Genomic DNA, 21,000 nt, shown 5'->3' with positions numbered 1-21,000 from the left:
TTTTAATTAAATAATCCTGAATTAAGTAAGAAATTGTGTGATTGAATTCTTCACTGTTAGTTAATTAAATCTGCCCACAAACGCATTCACTTCAGCAACTGGCAAACTGATTCTAACATGTACCGCCTGGTCAAAATGTTTATCTAACACCTTACCTTTTAATTGCGAAACCAACCTTGTTAACTCATCTATACGGTTGTATTGCACACTTAAACTGAATTCTTGCATTTCAACGAAATTGGTAATCTGTGCAGTATCCAGCGCCATTTTTGCCGTGCCGCCGTAGGCACGCGCCAAACCGCCGGTACCTAGATTAATGCCGCCATAATAACGTATCACGCCAACGGCGACATTAATCAAATCGCGGCCTTCCAGCATTTGCAAAACAGGTTTCCCCGCAGTGCCGCTTGGCTCGCCCGCATCTGAAAACCTGGGGATGATGCCATCCGCTGTCTTGATTCTAAATGCGTAAGCCAGATGATGCGCATTTTGATGCTGCGCTGCTAATTGTCTTAAAAAAAGACCGACTTCACGTTCAGTCTGGCAATGCCCTGCCAACGCGTAAAAGCGCGACTTTTGGATCGTTTGTTCGGCCGTACCTGTTTTTTCAATGGTTAACATACAGATTAAGACATGCAGGATTAATTAGGATAAACCAACAATATTGCCAGATGCATCCAGATCAATATGCTGGCTAGCCGGCTGCTTTGGCAGGCCAGGCATGGTCATGATTTTGCCACAGATGGCCACAACAAAACCTGCGCCACGCGATAAATATAAATCTTCCACCTGCAAAGTATGCTCATTAGGCGCGCCTCTAAGCGAAGCGTCAGATGAAAATGAATACTGTGTTTTAGCGATACAAATAGGGAAATGTGCGTACTGTTGCTCAAGCAGTGCTAGCTTTTTAGCCGCTTTCTCACTCAACATCACGGCTGTTGCGCCATAGATTTTCGACGCGATGGTTTCTAGTTTGCCCAATAATGGCAGTGAATCCGGGTATAGCAACTTGAAATTAGATTTCGTATTGGCAATTGCATCTACAACCGCCCGTGCCAAGTCAATCGCCCCTGCTCCGCCTTCTGCCCAATGTTTACAGACAGTGGCTTTAAAACCTAATTGTGCAAGTGCGGATTTTAAGGTATCGATTTCTAGCTGCGTATCGTGGGTAAAGTGGTTAATCGCCACCAGCACCTGCATGCCAAAATGTTGGCGCAAATTGGTCAGATGCTTAATCAGGTTTGCCATTCCATTTTGCAAATAAGTAATATTTTCCTGATTAAGCTCAGCCAGTGTCGCACCGCCATGGTATTTAAGTGCGCGAATCGTCGCGACAATCACCACCAAGTCTGGCTGCAAGTTAGCTTTTCGGCACTTGATGTCAAAGAACTTTTCTGCACCTAGATCTGCACCAAAACCCGCTTCGGTCACCACATAATCAGCCAGTTTCAAGGCCGTTTTTGTAGCCATCACCGAATTACAACCATGCGCGATATTAGCAAACGGCCCGCCATGAATCAGCGCAGGCGTTTGCTCTAAGGTTTGCACTAAGTTGGGTTGAAAAGCATCTTTCAACAATGCAGTCAGCGCGCCCTGCGCTTCTAAATCACTCGCCAATACTGGCTTGCCATTCACATCAATTGCCACTTGAATATTGCCTAGACGGGCTTTTAAATCGTTTAAATCTTCAGCCAGACAAAAAATCGCCATGATTTCGCTGGCGACAGTAATGTTAAAACCCGTTTCAGCATCTTGCTCGGTGTGCGTTGTAATGCGTCGTAAAGCGCGGTCATTCGTATCCAGACAACGACGCCAGGTGACCTCTTTCATGCCTAATATATTGCCGTGGTGAATATGGTTATCAACTAATGCCGCAAGCAAATTATTGGCTGAAGTAATGGCGTGAAAATCACCCGTAAAATGCAAGTTAATATTTTCCATCGGCACCACTTGCGCATAGCCGCCGCCAGTCGCACCACCTTTAAGGCCAAACACAGGTCCTAACGACGGCTCGCGAATACAAACCATTGCTTGCTTGTCGGTTTTTTCTTGCTTAAACAGGTGATTAAGTGCATCAGTCAGACCAATCGTAGTAGTCGTTTTACCTTCGCCAGCAGGCGTTGGACTGATAGCGGTGACTAAAATAAGTTTGCCATTGTGAGTATTGGCAGGATGATGTAATTCGCTTAAAAAGCCTGTGCCTAATTTGGCAATGGAATGTCCATAAGGAATCAAATCTTCTGCTGCGATATTCAGCGTTTGGGCAACATCAACAATCGGCTTCAATTTTGCCGCTTGCGCAATAGCGAGATCAGACAACATGATTAAACAATTTCCCAATCAGCACATGCATGAAAGATAGCGCTCATGATTAACGAAAGATCACTATTTTTGACTGCTCATTATTTTTTGCCACCTAAAATCGAGCCGAGCACGCCACGAACAATGCTACGCCCCAATTGCGAGCCAATCGCACGTGCGGTCGATTTAGCCGCGCTTTCTAAAACACTGTCTGAACGGCTTGTTTTTTTTCCGCCTAAAACGCTTCCTAACATGCCACCCCAATCAAAACCTTTATCCTCGTTTTCTACGACTTCTGCTGATTCCGTTGCACGTGCTTTCAGTACTTCGTAAGCGGATTCGCGATCTACCAGCTTTTCATAAAAACCTTTAATGTTCGAATTAGCAATCACCGCGGCACGTTCAGCATCAGTCAGCGCACCAACTCTACTTTGCGGCGGGCACACAAAAGCACGCTCCACAGGAGCCGGCACACCTTTTTCATCCAAGAAAGAAACCAAAGCTTCGCCTACCCCAAGCTCTGTAATCGCAGTCGCCACATCCACTTTAGGATTACTTCTAAACGTTTCCGCAGCCGATTTAACCGCTTTTTGATCGCGTGGTGTAAATGCCCGTAACGCATGTTGTACGCGGTTACCCAGCTGGCCTAATACGATATCAGGAATATCCAAAGGGTTTTGGCTGACAAAATACACCCCCACACCTTTGGAGCGAATTAAACGCACAACCTGCTCAATTTTTTGCAATAAAGCGGGCGGCGCATCACTAAACAGCAAATGCGCTTCATCAAAGAAAAATACCAGTTTAGGTTTTTCTAAATCGCCGACTTCAGGCAGTTTTTCAAATAATTCGGATAATAGCCAAAGCAACAAAGTGGCATAAACGCGCGGCGAATTAAACAGTTTGTCGGCGGCCAGGATATTAACAACGCCACGACCCTGGCTATCCGTTTGCATTAAATCATCTAAATTCAACGCAGGTTCGCCAAACAGCAAGTCCCCGCCCTCCGTCTCAAGCTGCAACAGCGAGCGCTGCAATGCACCAACACTGGCAGCTGAAATATTGCCATAGGTTGTTTGATATTGCGCAGCATTTTCAGCCGCATGCTGCGACATAGCACGTAAATCTTTTAAATCCAGCAGCAACCAGCCTTTATCATCCGCAATTTTAAAAATCGCATTAATCACGCCGGCCTGCACATCATTCAAATTGAGTAAACGCGCCAACAAAAGCGGGCCCATTTCAGCGACTGTGGTACGCACAGGGTGGCCTTTTTCGCCAAACACATCCCAAAGCACAACAGTTGATGCCTGCGGTTTAAAATCATCCATGCCCAGTTGCGCTACGCGTTCGTCCACCTTTTTGTTTCCGCCACCTACCTGGCTCATACCAGCCAAATCACCCTTCACGTCTGCCATAAAAACCGGCACACCAATCGTAGAAAAACCTTCTGCCAGCGTTTGCAACGTGACTGTTTTACCAGTACCCGTAGCCCCGGCAATCAGACCATGGCGGTTGGCCATTTTGGGTAAAATAGAGAGGAAGTTTTCTGCTTTTGCGATACGAATCGGGTTCATCTTGTCTTCAATCTTTTTGTCTTTAATGTTTAAGTTTCTTAAGTGGGATAGTTTATTTTACACATTTAAATATCACCGCGACTGGCTTTTTCCATTAGCTGAATTAAAGCATCTTCAAGCTCTTGTGCTGATTTTTGCGCACGCAAAGTAGGATTTTTAATGCTTTTCAAGTCATAGGTAGGACGATCCAAACCCAAAAACAAGGTTAACTTATTATTGGCATCAGGCTTTTCGTATAGGGCAATTCTGCATGGCGCAAATACCAGAAATTCCGGATGATCCAGCATGATCTCAGTGCCCATACTTAAATTACAAAATGAATGTACTTCTTTAATGCCTTTAGGATCGATGCCGCGCAATTTCATGTGCTCGCCAATCGGGAAATTGGCCGGATTCACAAAATTCATGCCTTCCGATAACGACTTCAAGCTATCCACTACGTCTTGGTAACTAACACCTGGCTTAACAGGCAGCTCATAAAGTGCGCTATTTAGGTCAACAGCAGGCAAGCCATTGGGCATGATTTTAAAGCTTGGAGTTTGTGCTGCAGACTGTGTAGAAGTTATTTTAGAGGTAGCGCATGCACTTAACAATACGATGATTAAAATGCCAAATAAGTACCTTAATTGCATGCTCAACTCCAATTGAGCTAATTAACTCAATCAGCCCATAAAACCAATTCGCTAAATTAACTAATCGACATTAGCTCGCGCAATATATTAACAGTACGTTAATTATGTACGATAAGCTTTTAATGCCTCGTCCACTGCCCTGCGATCAAATCGCGGTGCCAGAAACTGGATAAAACCATAAATATAATTACGTAAAAAAGCATCTTTACGTACCCCCAAATAGGTCGTGCTGGCAGGAAACAAATGGCTGCAATCCAAGCTGACTAAATCCTTATCACGCTCTTCATCATACGCGATATTAGCAATCAACCCAACGCCCAAACCCAAACCTACATAGGTTTTAATGACGTCAGCATCAATCGCGCTTAGTACAATATTTGGCATTACACCTGCATCGTGGAACACCTTTGTTACGGCGTTACTGCCTGTAAATGCAAAATCATAAGTAATGAGCGGGAAGCTGGCTATTTTAGATAATGTAAGTGGCAATGCATCGATTAAACGATGCCCTTTTGGCACCACAAGAGAACGGTTCCATTCATAACAAGGCAGGCAAAGAATACGATCATCTAAACTGATTTTTTCTGTTGCAATACCAATATCCGCTTCACCATTTGCCACTTGCTCGGCCACATTAGATGGATCTCCCTGGTGGATATTAAGCTTCACATGCGGGTAAGCCTCAATAAACTGTTTCACTGCGGCGGGTAATTTATAACGTGCCTGCATGTGCGTCGTCGCAATAGTCAGCGTACCCGTTTCTACTTTACTAAATTCGTCACCTACGCGCTTAATGTTCTGCATTTCAAGCATCACCGTCGCAGCCAGTTTAACGATATGCTTACCGGGCTCAGTAATACCTGTCAAACGCTTGCCATTCCGCTGAAAAATCTGTAACTTAAGCTCATCTTCAAGCATTTGGATTTGCTTACTGACACCAGGCTGTGATGTATGCAACGCCTCAGCAGCGGCTGAAATATTGAGACCTTGCCGCGCCACTTCGTGTATATATTTCAATTGGTGTAGCTTCATATATGCACCTCTGCTAGTAAAATAATCTTTATAAGCAAATCATATACTAAAATAACAAATTGTTATTAAACAATTATATTGATTACTGATATAGTACGCTCCCTCACTACCAAATGGGTGTATAAATCGCGTGGATTTTATCTTTTATATATTGGCTGGATTTGTCGTTGGAATGTTAGTCGGATTAACAGGTGTAGGCGGCGGCTCTTTAATGACCCCAATATTATTGATATTTTTCAACGTAAAGGCAGCAGTCGCTGTTGGCACTGATTTACTCTACGCATCTATCACCAAAAGTGTGGGCATCTTTGCACATGGAAAGTTAGGCAATATTGATTGGAAAATCGTACGCTTACTGGCCGCTGGTAGCATTCCCGCCTCAATCCTCACCTTACTTTATTTAAAAGATTTAAATATCGCTTCCGATGGCGCAGTAATTAGCATCAAGTTCTGGCTAGGTATCGCCTTATTGCTCACATCATTATCGGTATTATTTCGCAACCAGTTAGCCCAGCTATCCAAGACAGGCCATTGGATTAACCCTAATTACACATCCAGCTTAACGGTCATTTTGGGTACCATTTTAGGTTTTTTGGTTACATTAACTTCCGTTGGCGCTGGCGCGCTAGGCGTAACGGCACTATTGATTTTATATCCCAAAACCCCCATTACTAAGATTATAGGATCCGATGTCGCACACGCTGTACCACTCACCCTGGTTGCAGGCCTAGGCCATGCCAGCCTGGGCACCGTTGATTACAGCTTGCTTGGTTCATTATTAATTGGCTCAATTCCCGGTATTTGGATTGGCAGTCATTTGAGCTCAAAAGTAGCAGAGCATTGGGTGCGCGCGTTACTTGCTTTAATTTTAGTTTATGTCGGTCAAAAATTGGCTTTTCCAGAATTCAATCAACTGATTGGCATTACAGTCTTGTTATTTTTGGCGGCATTAAAACAATTAGGATTTAAAAAATCTTAAAATTAAGTGCGCTTTTAAATATAGATTTGAGTTTATTCACTTTAAATCCAAGTTTATTGAATAAAACCATCAATTTAGACAAGCTGCTTTTGGCTTAAACCTGTTTTTAGATTAAAATATCAGGTTAGCTTTTTAGCCAAACAAATATTAGCCATAGAAACTAAGGTGCGGAAGCAATTCAGCGCCACATTACGTGTCAGATAAAATTTATGTATAAGTACGATAAGCTAGATCAACAAATTGTCGACGAACGCGTTGCACAATATCGCGACCAAACTCGCCGCTTTTTAGCAGGTGAACTCACTGAAGAAGAGTTTCGCCCACTGCGCTTGCAAAATGGCCTGTATATTCAGCGCCATGCGCCGATGTTCCGCATTGCTGTGCCTTATGGCATGTTGTCTAGCAGACAATTACACAAGCTTGGCGACATCGCAAAAAAATACGATAGAGATTATGGCCACTTTAGTACACGCCAAAACCTGCAACTCAACTGGCCCAAATTAGAAGATGTGCCAGAAATGCTGGCAGAACTCGCCACGGTTGAAATGCATGCCATTCAAACTTCAGGCAATTGTATCCGTAACATTACGACCGATCAGTTTGCAGGCATTGCGCCGGATGAAGTGATTGATCCACGCGCAATGGCTGAGATCATGCGCCAATGGAGTACATTCCATCCAGAGTTCGCTTTATTACCGCGTAAATTTAAGATTGCGGTTTCGGGCACCAAACAAGATCGTGCGATTGTGCAGGCACACGATATTGGCATGGAGTTTTATACCGATGATGCAGATAAATTAGCGATTAAAGTTTGGGTGGGCGGCGGATTAGGCCGTACACCAATATTAGGCTCAGTTATCCGCGAACATTTAGAGTGGCAACATGCACTCACCTATTGCGAAGCCATTATTCGTGTGTATAACTTACATGGTCGCCGCGATAACTCCTATAAAGCGCGTATTAAGATTTTGGTGAAAGCTCTAGGTATTGAAGAATTCAAAAACCAGGTAGAAGCTGAATGGGCGCACTTAAAAGACGCACCGAATACTATTACAGAAGCTGAATTAGCACGCGTAAGCAAGTATTTCGAGGCTATGCCTTACGAAAACTTGAGTGCGCACGACGCGAGCTTTGATGCTGCAATTGCAAGCAACCCTGCTTTTGCAGCTTGGGCAAAGCGTTGTGTACATGTACACAAGCAAGCTGGTTATCGCGCGGTTACGCTATCGCTTAAACCGCATGGCAAAGCACCTGGTGATGCGACCAGTGATCAAATGCATGTGGTTGCGGATCTAGCCGCACAATATAGTTTTGGTGAACTGCGCGTTTCGCATGAACAAAATTTAATCCTGGCTGATGTTAAATTAAGTGATTTGTATAGTGTTTGGGAAAAAGCGCGCGCTGCTGGCTTAGCAACGCCGAACATTGGTTTGCTTACCGATATTATCTGCTGCCCAGGCGGTGATTTTTGTAGCTTGGCAAACGCTAAGAGTATTCCAATTGCAGAAGCGATTCAAATGCAATTCGATAATTTAGATTATTTGCATGATATTGGCGATATTGAGCTCAACATTTCAGGTTGTATGAATGCTTGCGGTCACCATCACGTTGGTCATATCGGCATTCTAGGCGTAGATAAAGATGGCTCGGAATGGTATCAAGTATCTATCGGCGGCAAACAAGGCAATGATGCCAGCCTTGGTACAGTGATTGGCCCTGCGTTCTCTGCAGATGAAATGCCTGGCGTTGTGCAAAAACTAATTGATATTTATATTAAGGAACGCACGCCAGAAGAGCTATTCATCGACACTGTGCGTCGTCTTGGCATTGCACCGTTTAAAGCGCATGTTTATGCCAAAAATGAAGAGATTGTATCTGTATGAGTAACTTAATTCAACTTAATGATGACATTGCAAGCATTGCAGAAAATCTTTGGGTTACGGTACAACTCCCGCCCAGCAATGTAGAAGCGCGCAAACAAGCGGGTAAGGTTGTTCAGTTTAAATTAACAGGTGAAGCTACCGTTAGTGAAACGCAAATTGCTGATACGGTTATTCCAGCGACAGGCAAAATCATTGTGCCTTTAAGCGTATTCATTGCGCGTAAAGACGAATTGTTAACACGTATTTCAAACGGTGAAGTTGGCGTATGGATAGACACGCATGAAGTGTTGGCAGACTTAGTTAACGATCAAGCTGACTTAAATGTGCTACCCATTATCGCGGTGCATGTAGAGCGTTTTGCTGATGGTCGTATTTTCTCGCTGGGAACCCTGTTACGTAAACGCTATGGCTTTAAAAACGAATTGCGGGCCATTGGTGATGTATTGCGTGACCAATTATTTTTCTTAAAACGCAGCGGCTTTAATAGCTATTTAATTCGCGCCGATCGCTCGGCCAATGATGCTTTAGCCAGTCTGAAAGATTTCACAGCACCATACCAAGGTGCTGTAGATGAGCCACGCCCAGTATTTTCGCGCTATAACAGGACAGCATAGTGTCAGGCGAAGTTTCATTCTTAAAGCCTAACGCAATTAATCCGGCCACACAGCCGGTATTAACCGACACCCTGCAAGCCAGCGTAAACGCAAAAACTGATCAAGTATTGGCATTGTTAAAAAATGCATCAGGCGAGTTAACGAATATCACTTTTGCGAATAGCTTTGGTGCAGAAGACATGGTGCTCACTGACATTATCTTAAAAAATCAATTAGCTATCGAGATTTTTTCACTGGATACAGGTCGATTACCAGTAGAAACCTATGACTTAATCGCGGAAACAGAACAACGTTACCACACCAAATTGAATGTACTTTTTCCACAAGCTCAGGCTGTTGAATTTTATGTAAAAACAAACGGCATCAATGCCTTTTATGAATCAATTGAACTACGTAAAAGCTGCTGCCACATGCGTAAAGTAGAACCGTTGCAACGCGCACTTAAAGGTAAAAATGCCTGGGTAACAGGTATGCGCGCAGCGCAAGCAACGACTAGGTCAAGTCTACCTGTGCGCGAATTTGATGAAAGCAATGGATTAGAGAAATTTAACCCGTTAAGTGATTGGTCCGAACAAGAAGTATGGACTTATATCCGCATGCATAATGTGCCATACAACAAATTGCACGACCAATTCTACCCAAGTATTGGCTGCGCACCTTGTACGCGTGCAATTGCAATGGGCGAAGATATTCGTGCTGGCCGCTGGTGGTGGGAAGATCCGACCAGTAAAGAATGTGGCCTGCACGTTAAATAAGCACTTAAATGTAATTGATACTCCACTTTAAATACTAACTTTAAATGATTGAATATGTTAAATAATACACATAAACCATTATCACATCTGGATTGGCTTGAAGCTGAAGCCATTCATATTTTGCGTGAAGTGGCAGGCCAATGCAGCAATCCTGTATTACTATTTTCAGGCGGCAAAGACTCACTATGCATTTTACGTTTAGCCGAAAAAGCATTTCGCCCAGGTCGTTTTCCATTTCCACTTTTGCATATTGATACTGGACATAACTATCAAGAAGTCATTGATTTTAGAGACCAACGTGCGGCGGAATTGGGCGAGCGTCTAATTGTTCGCTCACTGGAAGACTCGATGAAACGCGGCACAATCGTATTAAAAAATCCTGATGAACCACGCAATAAACATCAATCTGTCACACTGCTTGAAGCGATTGAAGAGTTTGGTTTTGATTGTTGCATTGGCGGTGCGCGGCGTGATGAAGAAAAAGCCCGTGCAAAAGAGCGCATCATGAGTTTCCGCGATGAGTTTGGTCAGTGGGATCCCAAAAATCAACGCCCAGAATTATGGAATCTGTATAACGCCCGTTCACACAAAGGTGAAAATATCCGCGCTTTTCCCATCTCAAATTGGACAGAAATGGATGTTTGGCAATATATCGAACGTGAAAACTTAGCGTTACCGAGCATCTACTTTGCGCATCAACGAGACGTATTTATGCGTGGCGGTGCTATATTCCCCGCCAACGTGCCATTAGCAAACGGTGAGGTAATCAATCAACCCAAGAATGGTGAAGAAATCATCAACATGCAAGTGCGTTTTAGAACAGTGGGCGATATTACCTGTACCGCACCAGTCATTAGTGATGCTGACTCGGTAAGCAAAATCGTTGTGGAAACAGCAACAACAACAATTACAGAACGTGGCGCAACGCGCTTGGACGACCAGACATCCGATGCAAGTATGGAACAACGCAAAAAAGAAGGTTATTTTTAATGAGCAGCACCAATACAACACTTAACGCCAATAATCATAACGATAGCCTTTTGCGCTTTATGACTTGCGGTAGCGTGGATGACGGCAAAAGCACGCTTATCGGCCGCTTGCTATTTGATACCAAAACGATTTTGGCCGATACGCTAACGCAAATTTCCAACACATCTAAAAAACGAGGCATGGAAGCAGTTGATTTGTCATTGCTAACGGATGGCCTGCAAGCCGAACGCGAGCAAGGCATTACCATTGACGTAGCCTACCGCTATTTCAGCACAGGCACACGCAAATATATTATTGCCGACGCACCTGGCCATGAACAATACACGCGCAACATGGTGACCGCAGCCTCTACTGCCAATTTGGCGATTATCCTGATTGATGCCCGTCGTGGCGTGCTGACACAAACACGCCGACATAGTTATTTAGCGCATTTGGTTGGCATCCAACACATCGTGGTTGCTGTGAATAAAATGGATTTGGTGAATTATGACCAAGCGGTTTATGACAAAATTTGTGCAGATTACTTGGCATTTGCAAAAGAAATCGGTTTCGCGCAATCCAGAGAGATTCGCTTTATTCCGATGTCTGCATTGAATGGCGATATGTTGGTGGATCGTTTGGATAATATGCCTTGGTATACCAATGAAACACTGTTAGAAATATTAGAATCTGCACCTGCAGCACACATAGATGCTGATGAAGAATTCCGCTTTCCTGTGCAATTCGTGTGTCGCCCGCATGCAAGTGCCGATGCTGACTTGCACGATTTCAGAGGCTTTATGGGTCGCATTGAAAGTGGCAATATTGCAGTGGGCGATGCTGTCACCGTATTGCCAAATGGCTATCAATCAACCATAAAAGCCATTCAATTGGGCGATGTACAATTACAAGAGGCACAAACTGAGCAATCTGTGACGTTATTATTAGCCGACGAAATCGACACATCCCGTGGTGATATGATTGTTAAATCAAGTAGCGCAATACAACCTGTCAAACAAATAGAGGCGACTGTTTGCTGGCTATCTGAAACACCATTGTCGCCAGCTAGAACCTATATTATTCGTCACACCACGCGCGAATCTAAGGCAAAAGTTGGGACAATTTCCTATAAAGTAGATGTGAATACACTTGAACAGCAGCCTACAAGCGATCTCAAAATGAACGATATTGCACGTATTCAATTTAAGCTCGCTCAACCGTTAATGGTTGATAGCTACAATAACAATCGCGCAACAGGCGCGTTTATTGTGATTGATGAAAGCACCAACAACACTGTTGGCGCAGGCATGATTGTATAAAAAATAAAAACGATTAGAATTTATAAGATTATTTTAATAAGATTTAGTTGAAGGAATAGAAATGACTTACGTAGTCACCGAAAATTGTATCCAGTGCAAATTCACCGATTGTGTTGATGTATGCCCAGTGGATTGTTTTGTAGAAGGTCCTAACTTTTTAGCGATTAATCCTGATGAATGTATTGATTGCACCTTATGTGTGGCTGAGTGCCCTGCCGAAGCTATTTTTGCAGAAGATGACGTGCCCGCAGATCAGCAAGAGTATATTGCCTTGAATGCGCGTTTGGCTGAATTATGGCCAACGATTACCAGCCGGAAAGAAGCGCTTCCAGATGCGGAAGCTATGAATGGTGTGACAGGCAAGCGTAAACTTTTAATTGAAGAGGCTTAACTCTTTGATTTTTAAATGCTGAATTTAAAAGCCATGTGACAACTCAAAGGAGGCAGATGCCTCCTTTTGTTTTGACCGCGAGATAATTATCCTGCAGTAATTACAATGGAATAAAAGTGATTTTAAATTACACCTGATGACACCAGTACTTAAATATTTACAACACTACCCGCTTGCACTGCAAGATAAAATTCGGCAATTACAAACACAGGGCTTGCTTGAAGAGTACATCTCGACACGTTATCCCCAATCACACACAATACAAACAGACAAAGCGCTTTATCAATACGCGAACGAGATTAAACAAGCATTCTTACGCACAGCTCCCTTGTTGGACAAAGTGCATTACGACAACAGACTGGGTATAGAGCATCATGCGCTAGGACTGAATACTGCGATTTCACGGGTGCAAGGCGGAAAATTAAAAGCGAAGAAAGAAATTAAAATCTCTTCATTTTTTAAAGCAGCGCCTGCCGATTTCCTACGTATGATTGTTGTGCATGAACTGGCACATCTTAAAGAACGTAATCATGACAAAGCCTTTTACCAGCTATGCCAGCATATGGAACCTGATTACCATCAACTGGAGTTCGACTGCCGGGTTTACTTGCTTTGGAAAAATGAGCTAATAATTAAAACAGTGGCGCCTAAACCGCTGGCGCCATAAGGTAAAACAAGGTGTGATTATTTGTGTGAGTGATTTGCTTTAAGCAGATTTTTTACACCAAACGCTATCTAAACTGAATTTTCCTGCGCCGGCAAAAACAAAATATAAAAATACAAAGCTAAACATCACTGCCAATTCGCCATGATTAGTAATCGGTAAAAAACCACCAGGCGCATGTGCCATGAAATAGGCAACTGCCATTTGACCAGAAAGAATAAAAGCGACTGGACGCGTAAACAGGCCAACCAATATCAATGTACCGCCTACTAGTTCAAGAATACCCGCCAAACCCATCAGTGACATCAACTGCAAACCATCAAACATGGCGTTATACGGCACGCCTAGCAGCTTAGAAGTGCCGTGCTGCAGAAACAGAAAGCCAGTGATGATGCGTAATAAACCTAAAACATAAGGTGTCCATTTTGCGCAAGATTGTGAATTTAACATTTGAGTTTTCCTTTGTGTTGTTAATCAGATGAGCTAACAACATACTAACTGATTCAGTTGTCGTGCGTCTAGGATTTAATCCTGCTTGATAAACCAAAAATGTGGTTTGATAATTGACTTAACGGCAGTCAATTAAACCTTAAGGCTTTTCCATGATTGTGTCTGGCGAATCACCAAAAGCGCAATAATCAAATAAGCCATCATCGCTAGCGCCAAACCCAGCGCGCTTCCCCATACCAAAGGCACAATCAAGCCAGCCGATACAGTGGATAGCAACATTTGAATAAATGCCTGCCCAGATGCAGCAGTGCCGCGAATCCTGGGGTGGCGATCCAGCGCAGCCAGCGACAATATCGGCATCACCAGGGCCATTCCTACGTTAAACAATGCCACGGGTAAGATATTGTTCACTGGATTTAATGGCAGAAAAACACAAACAAGGATATTGGCACTCACAACCAGCAGCATCCAAGAAAAAGCGACATTAAGTACTTTCTTAGCGCTGTATTTCCCCGCCACATATTTGGCAAGATAAGAGCCAACCATCATGCCGCAAACAGTCGGAATAAATAAATAAGCGTATTGTTGCGGCGTTAAGCCTAAATGTTTGCCCAAAAATACAGGGCTAGCGAGCACGTAGACAAAAAAAGCTGAAAAGCAGGCACCTATAGCAATGCCTAATTTAGCAAACTCAGCATCGCTAAAAATGGTTTTATAACTTGCCAACACATTCCTTGCCGATAAATGAATGCGCTTTTCTGGCGGCATGGTTTCTGGCAAAAAAGTAACCGCTGCCCATAAAGTTAATGCGGCATAAATTGCTAAAAATATAAAAATACTTTGCCAACTTAAACCTAATAACAAGCCGCCAATAATCGGCGCAACAGCAGGTGCAATGCCAAATAACATTTGCACAGTCGCCATGACTCTTTGCGCTGCGGCGCCTTCAAACAAATCGCGCACCATGGCGCGTGCGACTGTATTACCCGCCCCGCCACTTGCACCTTGCAATGCTCTAAAAAACCATAATGTTTCTACGTTTGGTGCAAATGCACAGCCGATCGAAGCCAGTACAAAAATGCTCAAACCCCATTTTATGGTGGTAATGCGCCCAATCGCATCAGAAATCGCCCCATGCCACAGCGTCATTAAGGCATATGGCAACAAATAAACCGTTAAGCTTTGCTGGATATGTAAGTCAGACGTTTGTAGATATGCACCCATCGTATGAAACGCGGGCAAATAGGTGTCAATAGCAAAAGGCGCAAGCGCGGCAAGGCTTGCCAGTACATACACTAAAAAAATTGAATGTGGTTTCAATAGAAGTTAAATCGTTAAGTTATTGATTGGTGATAATACGTGCAATTCCAGCATCGGCCTGATAAATGGTATCTATCATGCGTTAATTATTACGATTAACGCGGCGCGATTGGTGGAAGCCAAAACGAAAGTAATAGGTCAGCAGTTAGCCATACTGAATGCCTTAAAAACAATAGAAACTGAATTTTATCAGCTAATTGTTAAGGCAGTGCGTGAAACTCCTCTACCCGCTCTTTATCACCAGCAACGTATTTTTTAGAATTTTTGTCCGTTCTAAAAATAATCGGTTGTGATGCCAATACAGGATTTTTAGAATCCTCAATCGCTTTTTCAATTAAATGATGATTGGGCGACAATGAACAAACCGGGTCGGCGCTTTCTGCATCGCCGGTAAGCAAAAATGCTTGACAGCGACAGCCGCCTAAATCATTCATTTTTTCGGGACAAGTGACACAAGGCCCTTTCATCCAGGCCGTGCCACGGTATTTGTTAAATGCAGGACTTTCTTTCCAAGCGTACTCAAGCCCATTCTCCCGCACATTCGGGAACTGCATATTGGGCAACACGCGTGCAGAATGGCAAGGCAAAACATCGCCATTAGCTGTCACAATCATAAACACTTCGCCCCAGCCGTTCATACATTTTTTTGGGCGATTGCCAAAATAATCGGGCACCACAAAAAATATTTTCATTTTATTGCCGACTTTTTCGCGGAATTCGTTGGTGATTCTTTCCGCTTCGTCAATTTGCTCTTTAAGCGGCATTAACTGGCTACGGTTAACCAACGACCAACCATAATATTGTGTATTGGCCAACTCAACATAATCGGCACCTAGTGCCTCGGCCATTTCAAGAATTTCTTTGATATGCCCAATGTTATAGCGGTGAATCACCACGTTTAACACCATTGGATAGCCGTGATTTTTAATCATGGCAGCGACTTTTTTCTTCAACTCAAATGTACGTGTGTTGGTGATGAAATTATTAATCTCTTCGGTAATATCGTGCATGGAAAGCTGGATGTGATCCAGACCACCATCTTTAAACGCTTGAATACGTTTTTCAGTTAAGCCGACGCCTGAAGTAATGAGATTGCTGTAATAGCCCAGCTTTTTGGCTTCAATGACAATATCTTCAATATCGTCACGCAATAACGGCTCGCCGCCCGAAATACCCAGCTGAATCGCGCCCATTTTGCGCGCATCGCGTAAGGCCTGAATCCACTGCTCAGTCGTCAGCTCATTTTGCGTGTGTTTGTCGTAATCTGTCGGGTTATAGCAAAAGGCACAATGTAATGGACAGCGATAGGTCACCTCAGCCAGTAACCACAGCGGCTGAGTATGCGTGATATTCGCCGCAACGCCATTGTTTTGCGCTTGAGAGTGTATCTCCTTCTGAACTACTGACTCACCTAACGATGTCTGTGTCATTTTGCTACTCCTTGCTGTTGGGCTTATTGCGTTACCAGCACAACTTAACCGTTTTAAACACCTGAAATTTCCAATTTCGTACCACTTATCTCCTACAGTTTACGAATCCAAGCTTTGCCATATGCCATCTCAAACATGCCAATAATGTCTTTTTCAATATTTTCCACATCGGGAAAAGTACGTTTCAAATCTGCCACAATCTCACTGACGCTCGCTTTACCATCCACTCGCTTAATGACCTCACCTGCACCACCATTTAGTTTGACCATGCCTTCCGGAAAAAGTATCACATAGCTTTGCTGTGCCTCTTCCCACTGGAAACGATGGTGCAACGCAATTGCGAAAACGTCTGAATTTTGTATATTATTTTCCATTTATCTACTCAAAGTTAATCACTGGTTGACGCAAATAATCACGCCCCTCTACCTTAATATCGGTTGACGCCAACATAATAGAATCAGCAATCACCCACAGTACATTGAGTTTAAATTGCAAAATATCCAGCGCTTGCAATTGCTTTTCACGCGTTTCGCTAAAATAATCTAAAGTGACACTCAAACCCTGCTCTACATCACGACGCGCTTCAGTCAGGCGTTTTTTAAAGTAGCTCAAACCTTCTTCTTTAATCCACGGATACATCGTCGGCCATGAACTAATGCGTTGCTGATGGATATGTGGTGCAAATAACTCGGTTAAGCTTGAACAGACTGACTCTTGCCAACTACGTTGTTTAGCAAAATTGATATAAGCATCTACGGAAAATCGCACACCTGGACTCACCATTTCAAGTGAAGTGACTTGCTCGCGCGTTAAGCCAACTGCTTCACCCAATTGAATCCACGCTTCAATACCGCCAACTTGGTCACCGACTCCATCATGGTCTGTAATGCGCACAATCCACTCTTTACGAACTTCTTTGTCTGGGCAGTTAGAAAGAATCGCTGCGTCTTTCATTGGAATGGCGATTTGATAATAAAAACGGTTTGCCACCCAACATTGCAATTGCTCTTTGCTTAATTTACCTTCATACATCATTACGTGAAAAGGATGATAGATATGATAGCCACGACCTTTTTCACGTAGCTTTTCTTCGAATTCTGCTCTAGTCCAAGGTTTTAATTGTTCAGTCATTCTCGTCTCACTTAAAGAATAATATCCATGCCGTCATACGCCACTTCAATTTTATGTTGATTCAGTATCGCGCGTTCCGCAGAGTCTTCACGCAGAATAGGATTAGTATTGTTAATATGAATCAATACCTTACGTACTTCCTTACCATCTTTTAGGCCAAACTCATCTAGTTTTTCAATCATGCCTCCTTCACCCGATTGAGGGTTATGACCAATACTACGCGCCGTTTTGGTCATCAAACCCATATCAATCATTTCCGTATTGGTCCAAAACGTACCATCCACCATGATGCAATCGGCCTGACTCATCAATTCTGGTAAATGTGGCTCAATCTCACCTAATCCAGGTGAATACCAGCATTTTTTACCGGTGCTGATTTCTTCTATCAATACGCCGATGGTATCGCCAGGGTGCGGGTCATTACGATGTGGCGAATATGGCGGTGCAGCGCTTTTCAATGCAACGGCTGTAAATTTTAAATTGGGTACATTTGGAATAGTGAAGCTTTGTTTCCCGTCAATCGGCACATCGTGACGGTTAATGCCACAGTAGTGGCCTAGAATATTCAGCACTTGATTACCGCTGGTTAAATCTTCATACACCATATCAGTACAGTATATTTCACGTTTAACCTGCCCTTCGCGCAGCATGAATAAACCTGTCGTATGATCAATTTGCGCATCAATCAAGATGATTGCCTGAATGCCTGAATCCCTGATATTGCGGCCCGGTTGTAACGGTGCGAAATCCTGAATTTGTTGTAATACATCGGGTGATGCATTGAATAAAACCCAATTAACACCATCACCACTCACGCAGATGGAAGACTGCGTACGCTTGGTTGCTTTGATTGTTTTTTTTCTTAAGCCATCACAATTGAAACAATTACAGTTCCATTGTGGAAAACCACCGCCCGCTGCGGCACCTAAAACGTGAATATGCATGAGATTCTTTACCGAATGAATAAGCTATAAATTTTACTCTTGTTACATTTACTTTTACTTTTTTATAGAACAAGCGTTTCTATAAAAAAAGGCTGTCTTGCGGCAGCCTTTTTTCACTAATTAGCAAAAAACACTAATTATTTATTCATTACGTACATTGTTACTTCAAAGCCAAAACGCATTTCTGTAGCTGCTGGTGTTGTCCACATGATAATTTTCCTTTAAGTAGTTATTAAGTTCGTTGTCATTTCATTATTGCTACAACGTGAAACGAATTCTGCGCGCTATTTAGTTCTATCAACACCGCAAAGATACCGAATAAACACTAAGTAAATTCATGATGCCTATATGACTAATATCACCACTTCAAAACAGCGCTAAATTTCCTCACTTAACCTTTGATGGCGGCGTTTACGCACGGCTGCCGCTAAAACCTCTAAAACATCGATCGTATCTTCCCAGCTAATGCAACCATCGGTAATCGATTGCCCATATACTAAATCACAACCCGGTGTGTGATCCTGGCGGCCTTCTACCAAGTGCGACTCAATCATCAAACCGATAATGCGTGCATCTCCTGCACCGACTTGATTCGCCACATCCTGCGCTACTTCTGTTTGTTTGCTGTATTGCTTACTGCTATTGGCATGACTGCAATCAATCATCAGTCTTGGCTCAAGTCCGGCTTCAACCAGTTGCTTGCACGCCGCATCAACACTTTTTGCATCATAATTTGGCGTTTTTCCACCACGCAAAATCACATGGCAATCTTCATTGCCCGTTGTCGAAATAATAGCGGACTGGCCTTCTTTGGTGACGGATAAAAAATGATGTGGGCTGGATGCCGTTTTAATGGCATCAGTCGCCACGCGTACACTGCCATCTGTGCCGTTTTTAAAACCGATTGGGCAAGATAAGCCTGATGCCAATTCACGATGCACTTGCGATTCGGTGGTACGTGCGCCAATTGCGCCCCAGCTCACTAAATCAGCCGTGTATTGCGGCGTAATCGTGTCCAAAAATTCTGCGCCAGCAGGCATGCCGATTTCATTCACATCCAGCAAAAATTTACGCGCAATTTCCAAACCTTCATTAATCTGATAACTGCCATCTAAATGCGGATCGTTAATCAAACCTTTCCAGCCCACTGTAGTGCGTGGCTTCTCAAAATACACGCGCATCACAATCAACAAGTCTGCAGCCAGAGTTTTACGTATTTCTAACAAACGGTGCGCATACTCCATACCAGCTTTCACATCATGGATAGAGCATGGTCCTACGACAACCAGCAAGCGGTCATCGGCTTCATGCAGTATGCGATGAATAGCTGTACGCGTTTGCAGTATTTTGTGTGTAGATTCGGCGTTTTCTTTAAAACGCGCCAGTAAGGCTGATGGTGTAATCAGCGTATTGATTTCTTTAATACGAACATCATCTGTTGCCAGTTTTTCGTATGCTAGTTTTTCTTGCTCAGTCATTTTTGACAATCTGTTTTAATACTTCTAAAAATCTTGCGTTTTCGCTGAACAATCCAATGCTCACACGTAAGTAATCGGGCATTTCGTAATTGGCGACTGGTCGCACGATGACACCATTTTTAAGCAATTGTTGGTTAACTGCTGCAGCATTTTTAATTTTAAAACTAATAAAATTGGCATGCGATGGAATATATTCTAAACCTAGTTGATGAAAACCTTGTGTCAATTGCAGCATTCCCGCCTGATTTAATGCATAACTGCGTGCGACAAAATCCTCATCCTCAAGTGAAGCAATAGCCGCCACCTGTGCAATACTATTCACATTAAATGGCTGGCGCACACGGTTCAGCATATCGGCAACGCTGGCATGCATCAAACCAAAGCCGATACGCAAGCCAGCCAGACCATAAGCTTTTGAAAAAGTGCGTGAAATAACCAAATTGTTAAACTCACTTAACCATTCAATTGCTTCAGATTTATTGTCAGCAGATAAATACTCATCATACGCTTCATCCAACACGACCAGAACATGATTAGGCACTTGTTTTAAAAATGCTTTTAGCGCATTTTTAGCAATTAAAGTACCGGTTGGATTATTCGGATTCGCAATAAAAATCAAGCGTGTTTTTGGCGTAATCGCTTTAACAAACGCATCTAAATCATGTGCATAATTTTTAGCGGGGATCACCACTCCAGTAGCGCCAACCGCCAGCGTTACCAATGGATAAACAGCAAAAGCATGCTGCGAATAGATGGCCTCATCGCCTGCACGCAAAAAAGCACGCGCCGATAACTCTAAAATATCGTTTGAGCCGTTGCCAAACACAATCTGGTTAGGCGCGACATTGAATTTTTTGCTCACGACATCGCGCAAAGCAAAACTATTACCATCCGGATAACGCGCAATATCCCCGATAGCGTCTTCAATCGCCATTTGCGCTTTTGGACTAATGCCTAAAGGATTTTCATTTGAAGCAAGCTTAACGATATCCACTTCATTCAAACCCATCTCGCGTGCAAGCTCGCTAATCGGTTTTCCGCCTTGATACGGCGCAATAGCGCGTACATATTCGGGTGCTAATTCAGCTAAATTGACATCGGATGATTGCATACAGAAAACCTTACAATTTC

The 21,000-nt window shown here is 43.3% G+C and carries 22 protein-coding genes; 8 read left to right on the top strand and 14 right to left on the bottom strand.

Annotated features, from left to right (window positions below; all coding sequences use genetic code 11):
* Positions 1 to 60: 60 nt before the first annotated feature.
* From K370_RS01390 to K370_RS01370, 5 genes are all read right to left on the bottom strand, one after another.
* The gene (locus K370_RS01390) at positions 61 to 621 is read right to left on the bottom strand and encodes an IMPACT family protein (protein WP_047537320.1); all 561 of its coding nucleotides are present in this window, start codon (positions 619 to 621) and stop codon (positions 61 to 63) included.
* A gap of 24 nt (positions 622 to 645) precedes the next feature.
* Entirely contained in the window at positions 646 to 2,322 is a 1,677-nt protein-coding gene (locus K370_RS01385; RefSeq protein WP_047537317.1) for a formate--tetrahydrofolate ligase, read from the bottom strand.
* Between the two features lie 80 nt (positions 2,323 to 2,402).
* Positions 2,403 to 3,878, bottom strand: coding sequence for a helicase HerA-like domain-containing protein (locus tag K370_RS01380; RefSeq protein WP_047537314.1), 1,476 nt, complete (start codon positions 3,876 to 3,878; stop codon positions 2,403 to 2,405).
* Between the two features lie 65 nt (positions 3,879 to 3,943).
* Complete coding sequence (locus K370_RS01375; RefSeq protein ID WP_047537311.1) at positions 3,944 to 4,510, bottom strand: DUF302 domain-containing protein; 567 nt, start codon at positions 4,508 to 4,510, stop codon at positions 3,944 to 3,946.
* Positions 4,511 to 4,612: 102 nt separating this feature from the next.
* Positions 4,613 to 5,542 (bottom strand): CysB family HTH-type transcriptional regulator, encoded by a 930-nt coding sequence (locus K370_RS01370; RefSeq protein WP_047537308.1) that lies wholly within the window; start codon positions 5,540 to 5,542, stop codon positions 4,613 to 4,615.
* A gap of 130 nt (positions 5,543 to 5,672) precedes the next feature.
* On the opposite strand from K370_RS01370, the gene K370_RS01365 reads away from it, so the two are divergent.
* The 8 genes from K370_RS01365 to K370_RS01330 all read left to right on the top strand — a co-directional run bounded on the left by K370_RS01365 (position 5,673) and on the right by K370_RS01330 (position 13,119).
* On the top strand, positions 5,673 to 6,521 hold the full coding sequence (locus tag K370_RS01365; protein ID WP_047537304.1) for a sulfite exporter TauE/SafE family protein: 849 nt from the start codon (positions 5,673 to 5,675) through the stop codon (positions 6,519 to 6,521).
* Between the two features lie 209 nt (positions 6,522 to 6,730).
* Positions 6,731 to 8,404: a nitrite/sulfite reductase gene (locus K370_RS01360; protein ID WP_047537302.1), complete on the top strand. Its 1,674-nt coding sequence runs from the start codon at positions 6,731 to 6,733 to the stop codon at positions 8,402 to 8,404.
* Entirely contained in the window at positions 8,401 to 9,018 is a 618-nt protein-coding gene (locus tag K370_RS01355; RefSeq protein WP_047537298.1) for a DUF934 domain-containing protein, read from the top strand. The genes K370_RS01360 and K370_RS01355 overlap by 4 nt, the downstream gene beginning before the upstream one ends.
* Positions 9,018 to 9,773 carry a phosphoadenylyl-sulfate reductase gene (locus K370_RS01350; protein WP_047537295.1) on the top strand — a complete coding sequence of 252 codons (756 nt, stop codon included), beginning with the start codon at positions 9,018 to 9,020 and terminating at the stop codon, positions 9,771 to 9,773. Before K370_RS01355 ends, K370_RS01350 begins: the two co-directional genes overlap by 1 nt.
* Before the next feature lie 54 nt (positions 9,774 to 9,827).
* On the top strand, positions 9,828 to 10,763 hold the full coding sequence (cysD, locus tag K370_RS01345) for a sulfate adenylyltransferase subunit CysD (RefSeq protein WP_047537292.1): 936 nt from the start codon (positions 9,828 to 9,830) through the stop codon (positions 10,761 to 10,763).
* On the top strand, positions 10,763 to 12,061 hold the full coding sequence (gene cysN / locus K370_RS01340) for a sulfate adenylyltransferase subunit CysN (protein ID WP_047537288.1): 1,299 nt from the start codon (positions 10,763 to 10,765) through the stop codon (positions 12,059 to 12,061). The genes cysD and cysN overlap by 1 nt, the downstream gene beginning before the upstream one ends.
* 61 nt (positions 12,062 to 12,122) lie before the next feature.
* Complete coding sequence (fdxA, locus tag K370_RS01335) at positions 12,123 to 12,452, top strand: ferredoxin FdxA (protein WP_047537286.1); 330 nt, start codon at positions 12,123 to 12,125, stop codon at positions 12,450 to 12,452.
* A 136-nt stretch (positions 12,453 to 12,588) separates the two neighbouring features.
* Positions 12,589 to 13,119, top strand: a complete 531-nt coding sequence (locus K370_RS01330) for a M48 family metallopeptidase (protein ID WP_047537283.1) — start codon at positions 12,589 to 12,591, stop codon at positions 13,117 to 13,119.
* Positions 13,120 to 13,158: 39 nt separating this feature from the next.
* On the opposite strand, the gene K370_RS01325 is transcribed toward K370_RS01330, so the two are convergent.
* The 9 genes from K370_RS01325 to hisC all read right to left on the bottom strand — a co-directional run bounded on the left by K370_RS01325 (position 13,159) and on the right by hisC (position 20,980).
* Positions 13,159 to 13,566: a DoxX family protein gene (locus K370_RS01325; RefSeq protein WP_047537280.1), complete on the bottom strand. Its 408-nt coding sequence runs from the start codon at positions 13,564 to 13,566 to the stop codon at positions 13,159 to 13,161.
* Between the two features lie 132 nt (positions 13,567 to 13,698).
* On the bottom strand, positions 13,699 to 14,886 hold the full coding sequence (locus K370_RS01320; RefSeq protein ID WP_047537278.1) for a multidrug effflux MFS transporter: 1,188 nt from the start codon (positions 14,884 to 14,886) through the stop codon (positions 13,699 to 13,701).
* Positions 14,887 to 15,086: 200 nt separating this feature from the next.
* On the bottom strand, positions 15,087 to 16,316 hold the full coding sequence (pqqE, locus tag K370_RS01315) for a pyrroloquinoline quinone biosynthesis protein PqqE (RefSeq protein ID WP_047537275.1): 1,230 nt from the start codon (positions 16,314 to 16,316) through the stop codon (positions 15,087 to 15,089).
* 92 nt (positions 16,317 to 16,408) lie between these two features.
* The gene (gene pqqD, locus K370_RS01310) at positions 16,409 to 16,690 is read right to left on the bottom strand and encodes a pyrroloquinoline quinone biosynthesis peptide chaperone PqqD (RefSeq protein WP_047537272.1); all 282 of its coding nucleotides are present in this window, start codon (positions 16,688 to 16,690) and stop codon (positions 16,409 to 16,411) included.
* 4 nt (positions 16,691 to 16,694) lie between these two features.
* Positions 16,695 to 17,447 (bottom strand): pyrroloquinoline-quinone synthase PqqC, encoded by a 753-nt coding sequence (gene pqqC / locus K370_RS01305; protein WP_047537269.1) that lies wholly within the window; start codon positions 17,445 to 17,447, stop codon positions 16,695 to 16,697.
* An 11-nt stretch (positions 17,448 to 17,458) separates the two neighbouring features.
* Positions 17,459 to 18,391, bottom strand: a complete 933-nt coding sequence (gene pqqB, locus K370_RS01300; RefSeq protein ID WP_047537266.1) for a pyrroloquinoline quinone biosynthesis protein PqqB — start codon at positions 18,389 to 18,391, stop codon at positions 17,459 to 17,461.
* 137 nt (positions 18,392 to 18,528) lie between these two features.
* The gene (gene pqqA, locus K370_RS11965) at positions 18,529 to 18,600 is read right to left on the bottom strand and encodes a pyrroloquinoline quinone precursor peptide PqqA (RefSeq protein WP_012777389.1); all 72 of its coding nucleotides are present in this window, start codon (positions 18,598 to 18,600) and stop codon (positions 18,529 to 18,531) included.
* A 168-nt stretch (positions 18,601 to 18,768) separates the two neighbouring features.
* A complete protein-coding gene (aroG, locus tag K370_RS01295; RefSeq protein ID WP_047537263.1) occupies positions 18,769 to 19,869 on the bottom strand; it encodes a 3-deoxy-7-phosphoheptulonate synthase AroG in 1,101 nt (366 codons plus the stop codon).
* Positions 19,862 to 20,980, bottom strand: coding sequence for a histidinol-phosphate transaminase (gene hisC / locus K370_RS01290; RefSeq protein WP_047537260.1), 1,119 nt, complete (start codon positions 20,978 to 20,980; stop codon positions 19,862 to 19,864). The genes aroG and hisC overlap by 8 nt, the downstream gene beginning before the upstream one ends.
* Positions 20,981 to 21,000 lie beyond the last annotated feature (20 nt).

The organism is Methylotenera versatilis 7 (genome assembly GCF_000799165.1).
GTDB classification, from domain to species: domain Bacteria; phylum Pseudomonadota; class Gammaproteobacteria; order Burkholderiales; family Methylophilaceae; genus Methylotenera_A; species Methylotenera_A versatilis_A.
The sequence above is the reverse complement of the archived record's forward strand: the minus strand, read 5'-3'. Positions and strand labels throughout refer to the sequence as shown.

Excerpts from the sequence above, each read along its gene's own strand:
- K370_RS01390 (WP_047537320.1), bottom strand. The coding sequence starts at position 621 with ATGTTAACCATTGAAAAAACAGGTACGGCCGAACAAACGATCCAAAAG.
- K370_RS01385 (WP_047537317.1), bottom strand. The coding sequence starts at position 2,322 with ATGTTGTCTGATCTCGCTATTGCGCAAGCGGCAAAATTGAAGCCGATT.
- K370_RS01380 (WP_047537314.1), bottom strand. The coding sequence starts at position 3,878 with ATGAACCCGATTCGTATCGCAAAAGCAGAAAACTTCCTCTCTATTTTA.
- K370_RS01375 (WP_047537311.1), bottom strand. The coding sequence starts at position 4,510 with ATGCAATTAAGGTACTTATTTGGCATTTTAATCATCGTATTGTTAAGT.
- K370_RS01370 (WP_047537308.1), bottom strand. The coding sequence starts at position 5,542 with ATGAAGCTACACCAATTGAAATATATACACGAAGTGGCGCGGCAAGGT.
- K370_RS01360 (WP_047537302.1), top strand. The coding sequence starts at position 6,731 with ATGTATAAGTACGATAAGCTAGATCAACAAATTGTCGACGAACGCGTT.
- K370_RS01355 (WP_047537298.1), top strand. The coding sequence starts at position 8,401 with ATGAGTAACTTAATTCAACTTAATGATGACATTGCAAGCATTGCAGAA.
- cysD (WP_047537292.1), top strand. The coding sequence starts at position 9,828 with ATGTTAAATAATACACATAAACCATTATCACATCTGGATTGGCTTGAA.
- cysN (WP_047537288.1), top strand. The coding sequence starts at position 10,763 with ATGAGCAGCACCAATACAACACTTAACGCCAATAATCATAACGATAGC.
- fdxA (WP_047537286.1), top strand. The coding sequence starts at position 12,123 with ATGACTTACGTAGTCACCGAAAATTGTATCCAGTGCAAATTCACCGAT.
- K370_RS01330 (WP_047537283.1), top strand. The coding sequence starts at position 12,589 with ATGACACCAGTACTTAAATATTTACAACACTACCCGCTTGCACTGCAA.
- K370_RS01325 (WP_047537280.1), bottom strand. The coding sequence starts at position 13,566 with ATGTTAAATTCACAATCTTGCGCAAAATGGACACCTTATGTTTTAGGT.
- pqqE (WP_047537275.1), bottom strand. The coding sequence starts at position 16,316 with ATGACACAGACATCGTTAGGTGAGTCAGTAGTTCAGAAGGAGATACAC.
- pqqD (WP_047537272.1), bottom strand. The coding sequence starts at position 16,690 with ATGGAAAATAATATACAAAATTCAGACGTTTTCGCAATTGCGTTGCAC.
- pqqC (WP_047537269.1), bottom strand. The coding sequence starts at position 17,447 with ATGACTGAACAATTAAAACCTTGGACTAGAGCAGAATTCGAAGAAAAG.
- pqqB (WP_047537266.1), bottom strand. The coding sequence starts at position 18,391 with ATGCATATTCACGTTTTAGGTGCCGCAGCGGGCGGTGGTTTTCCACAA.
- aroG (WP_047537263.1), bottom strand. The coding sequence starts at position 19,869 with ATGACTGAGCAAGAAAAACTAGCATACGAAAAACTGGCAACAGATGAT.
- hisC (WP_047537260.1), bottom strand. The coding sequence starts at position 20,980 with ATGCAATCATCCGATGTCAATTTAGCTGAATTAGCACCCGAATATGTA.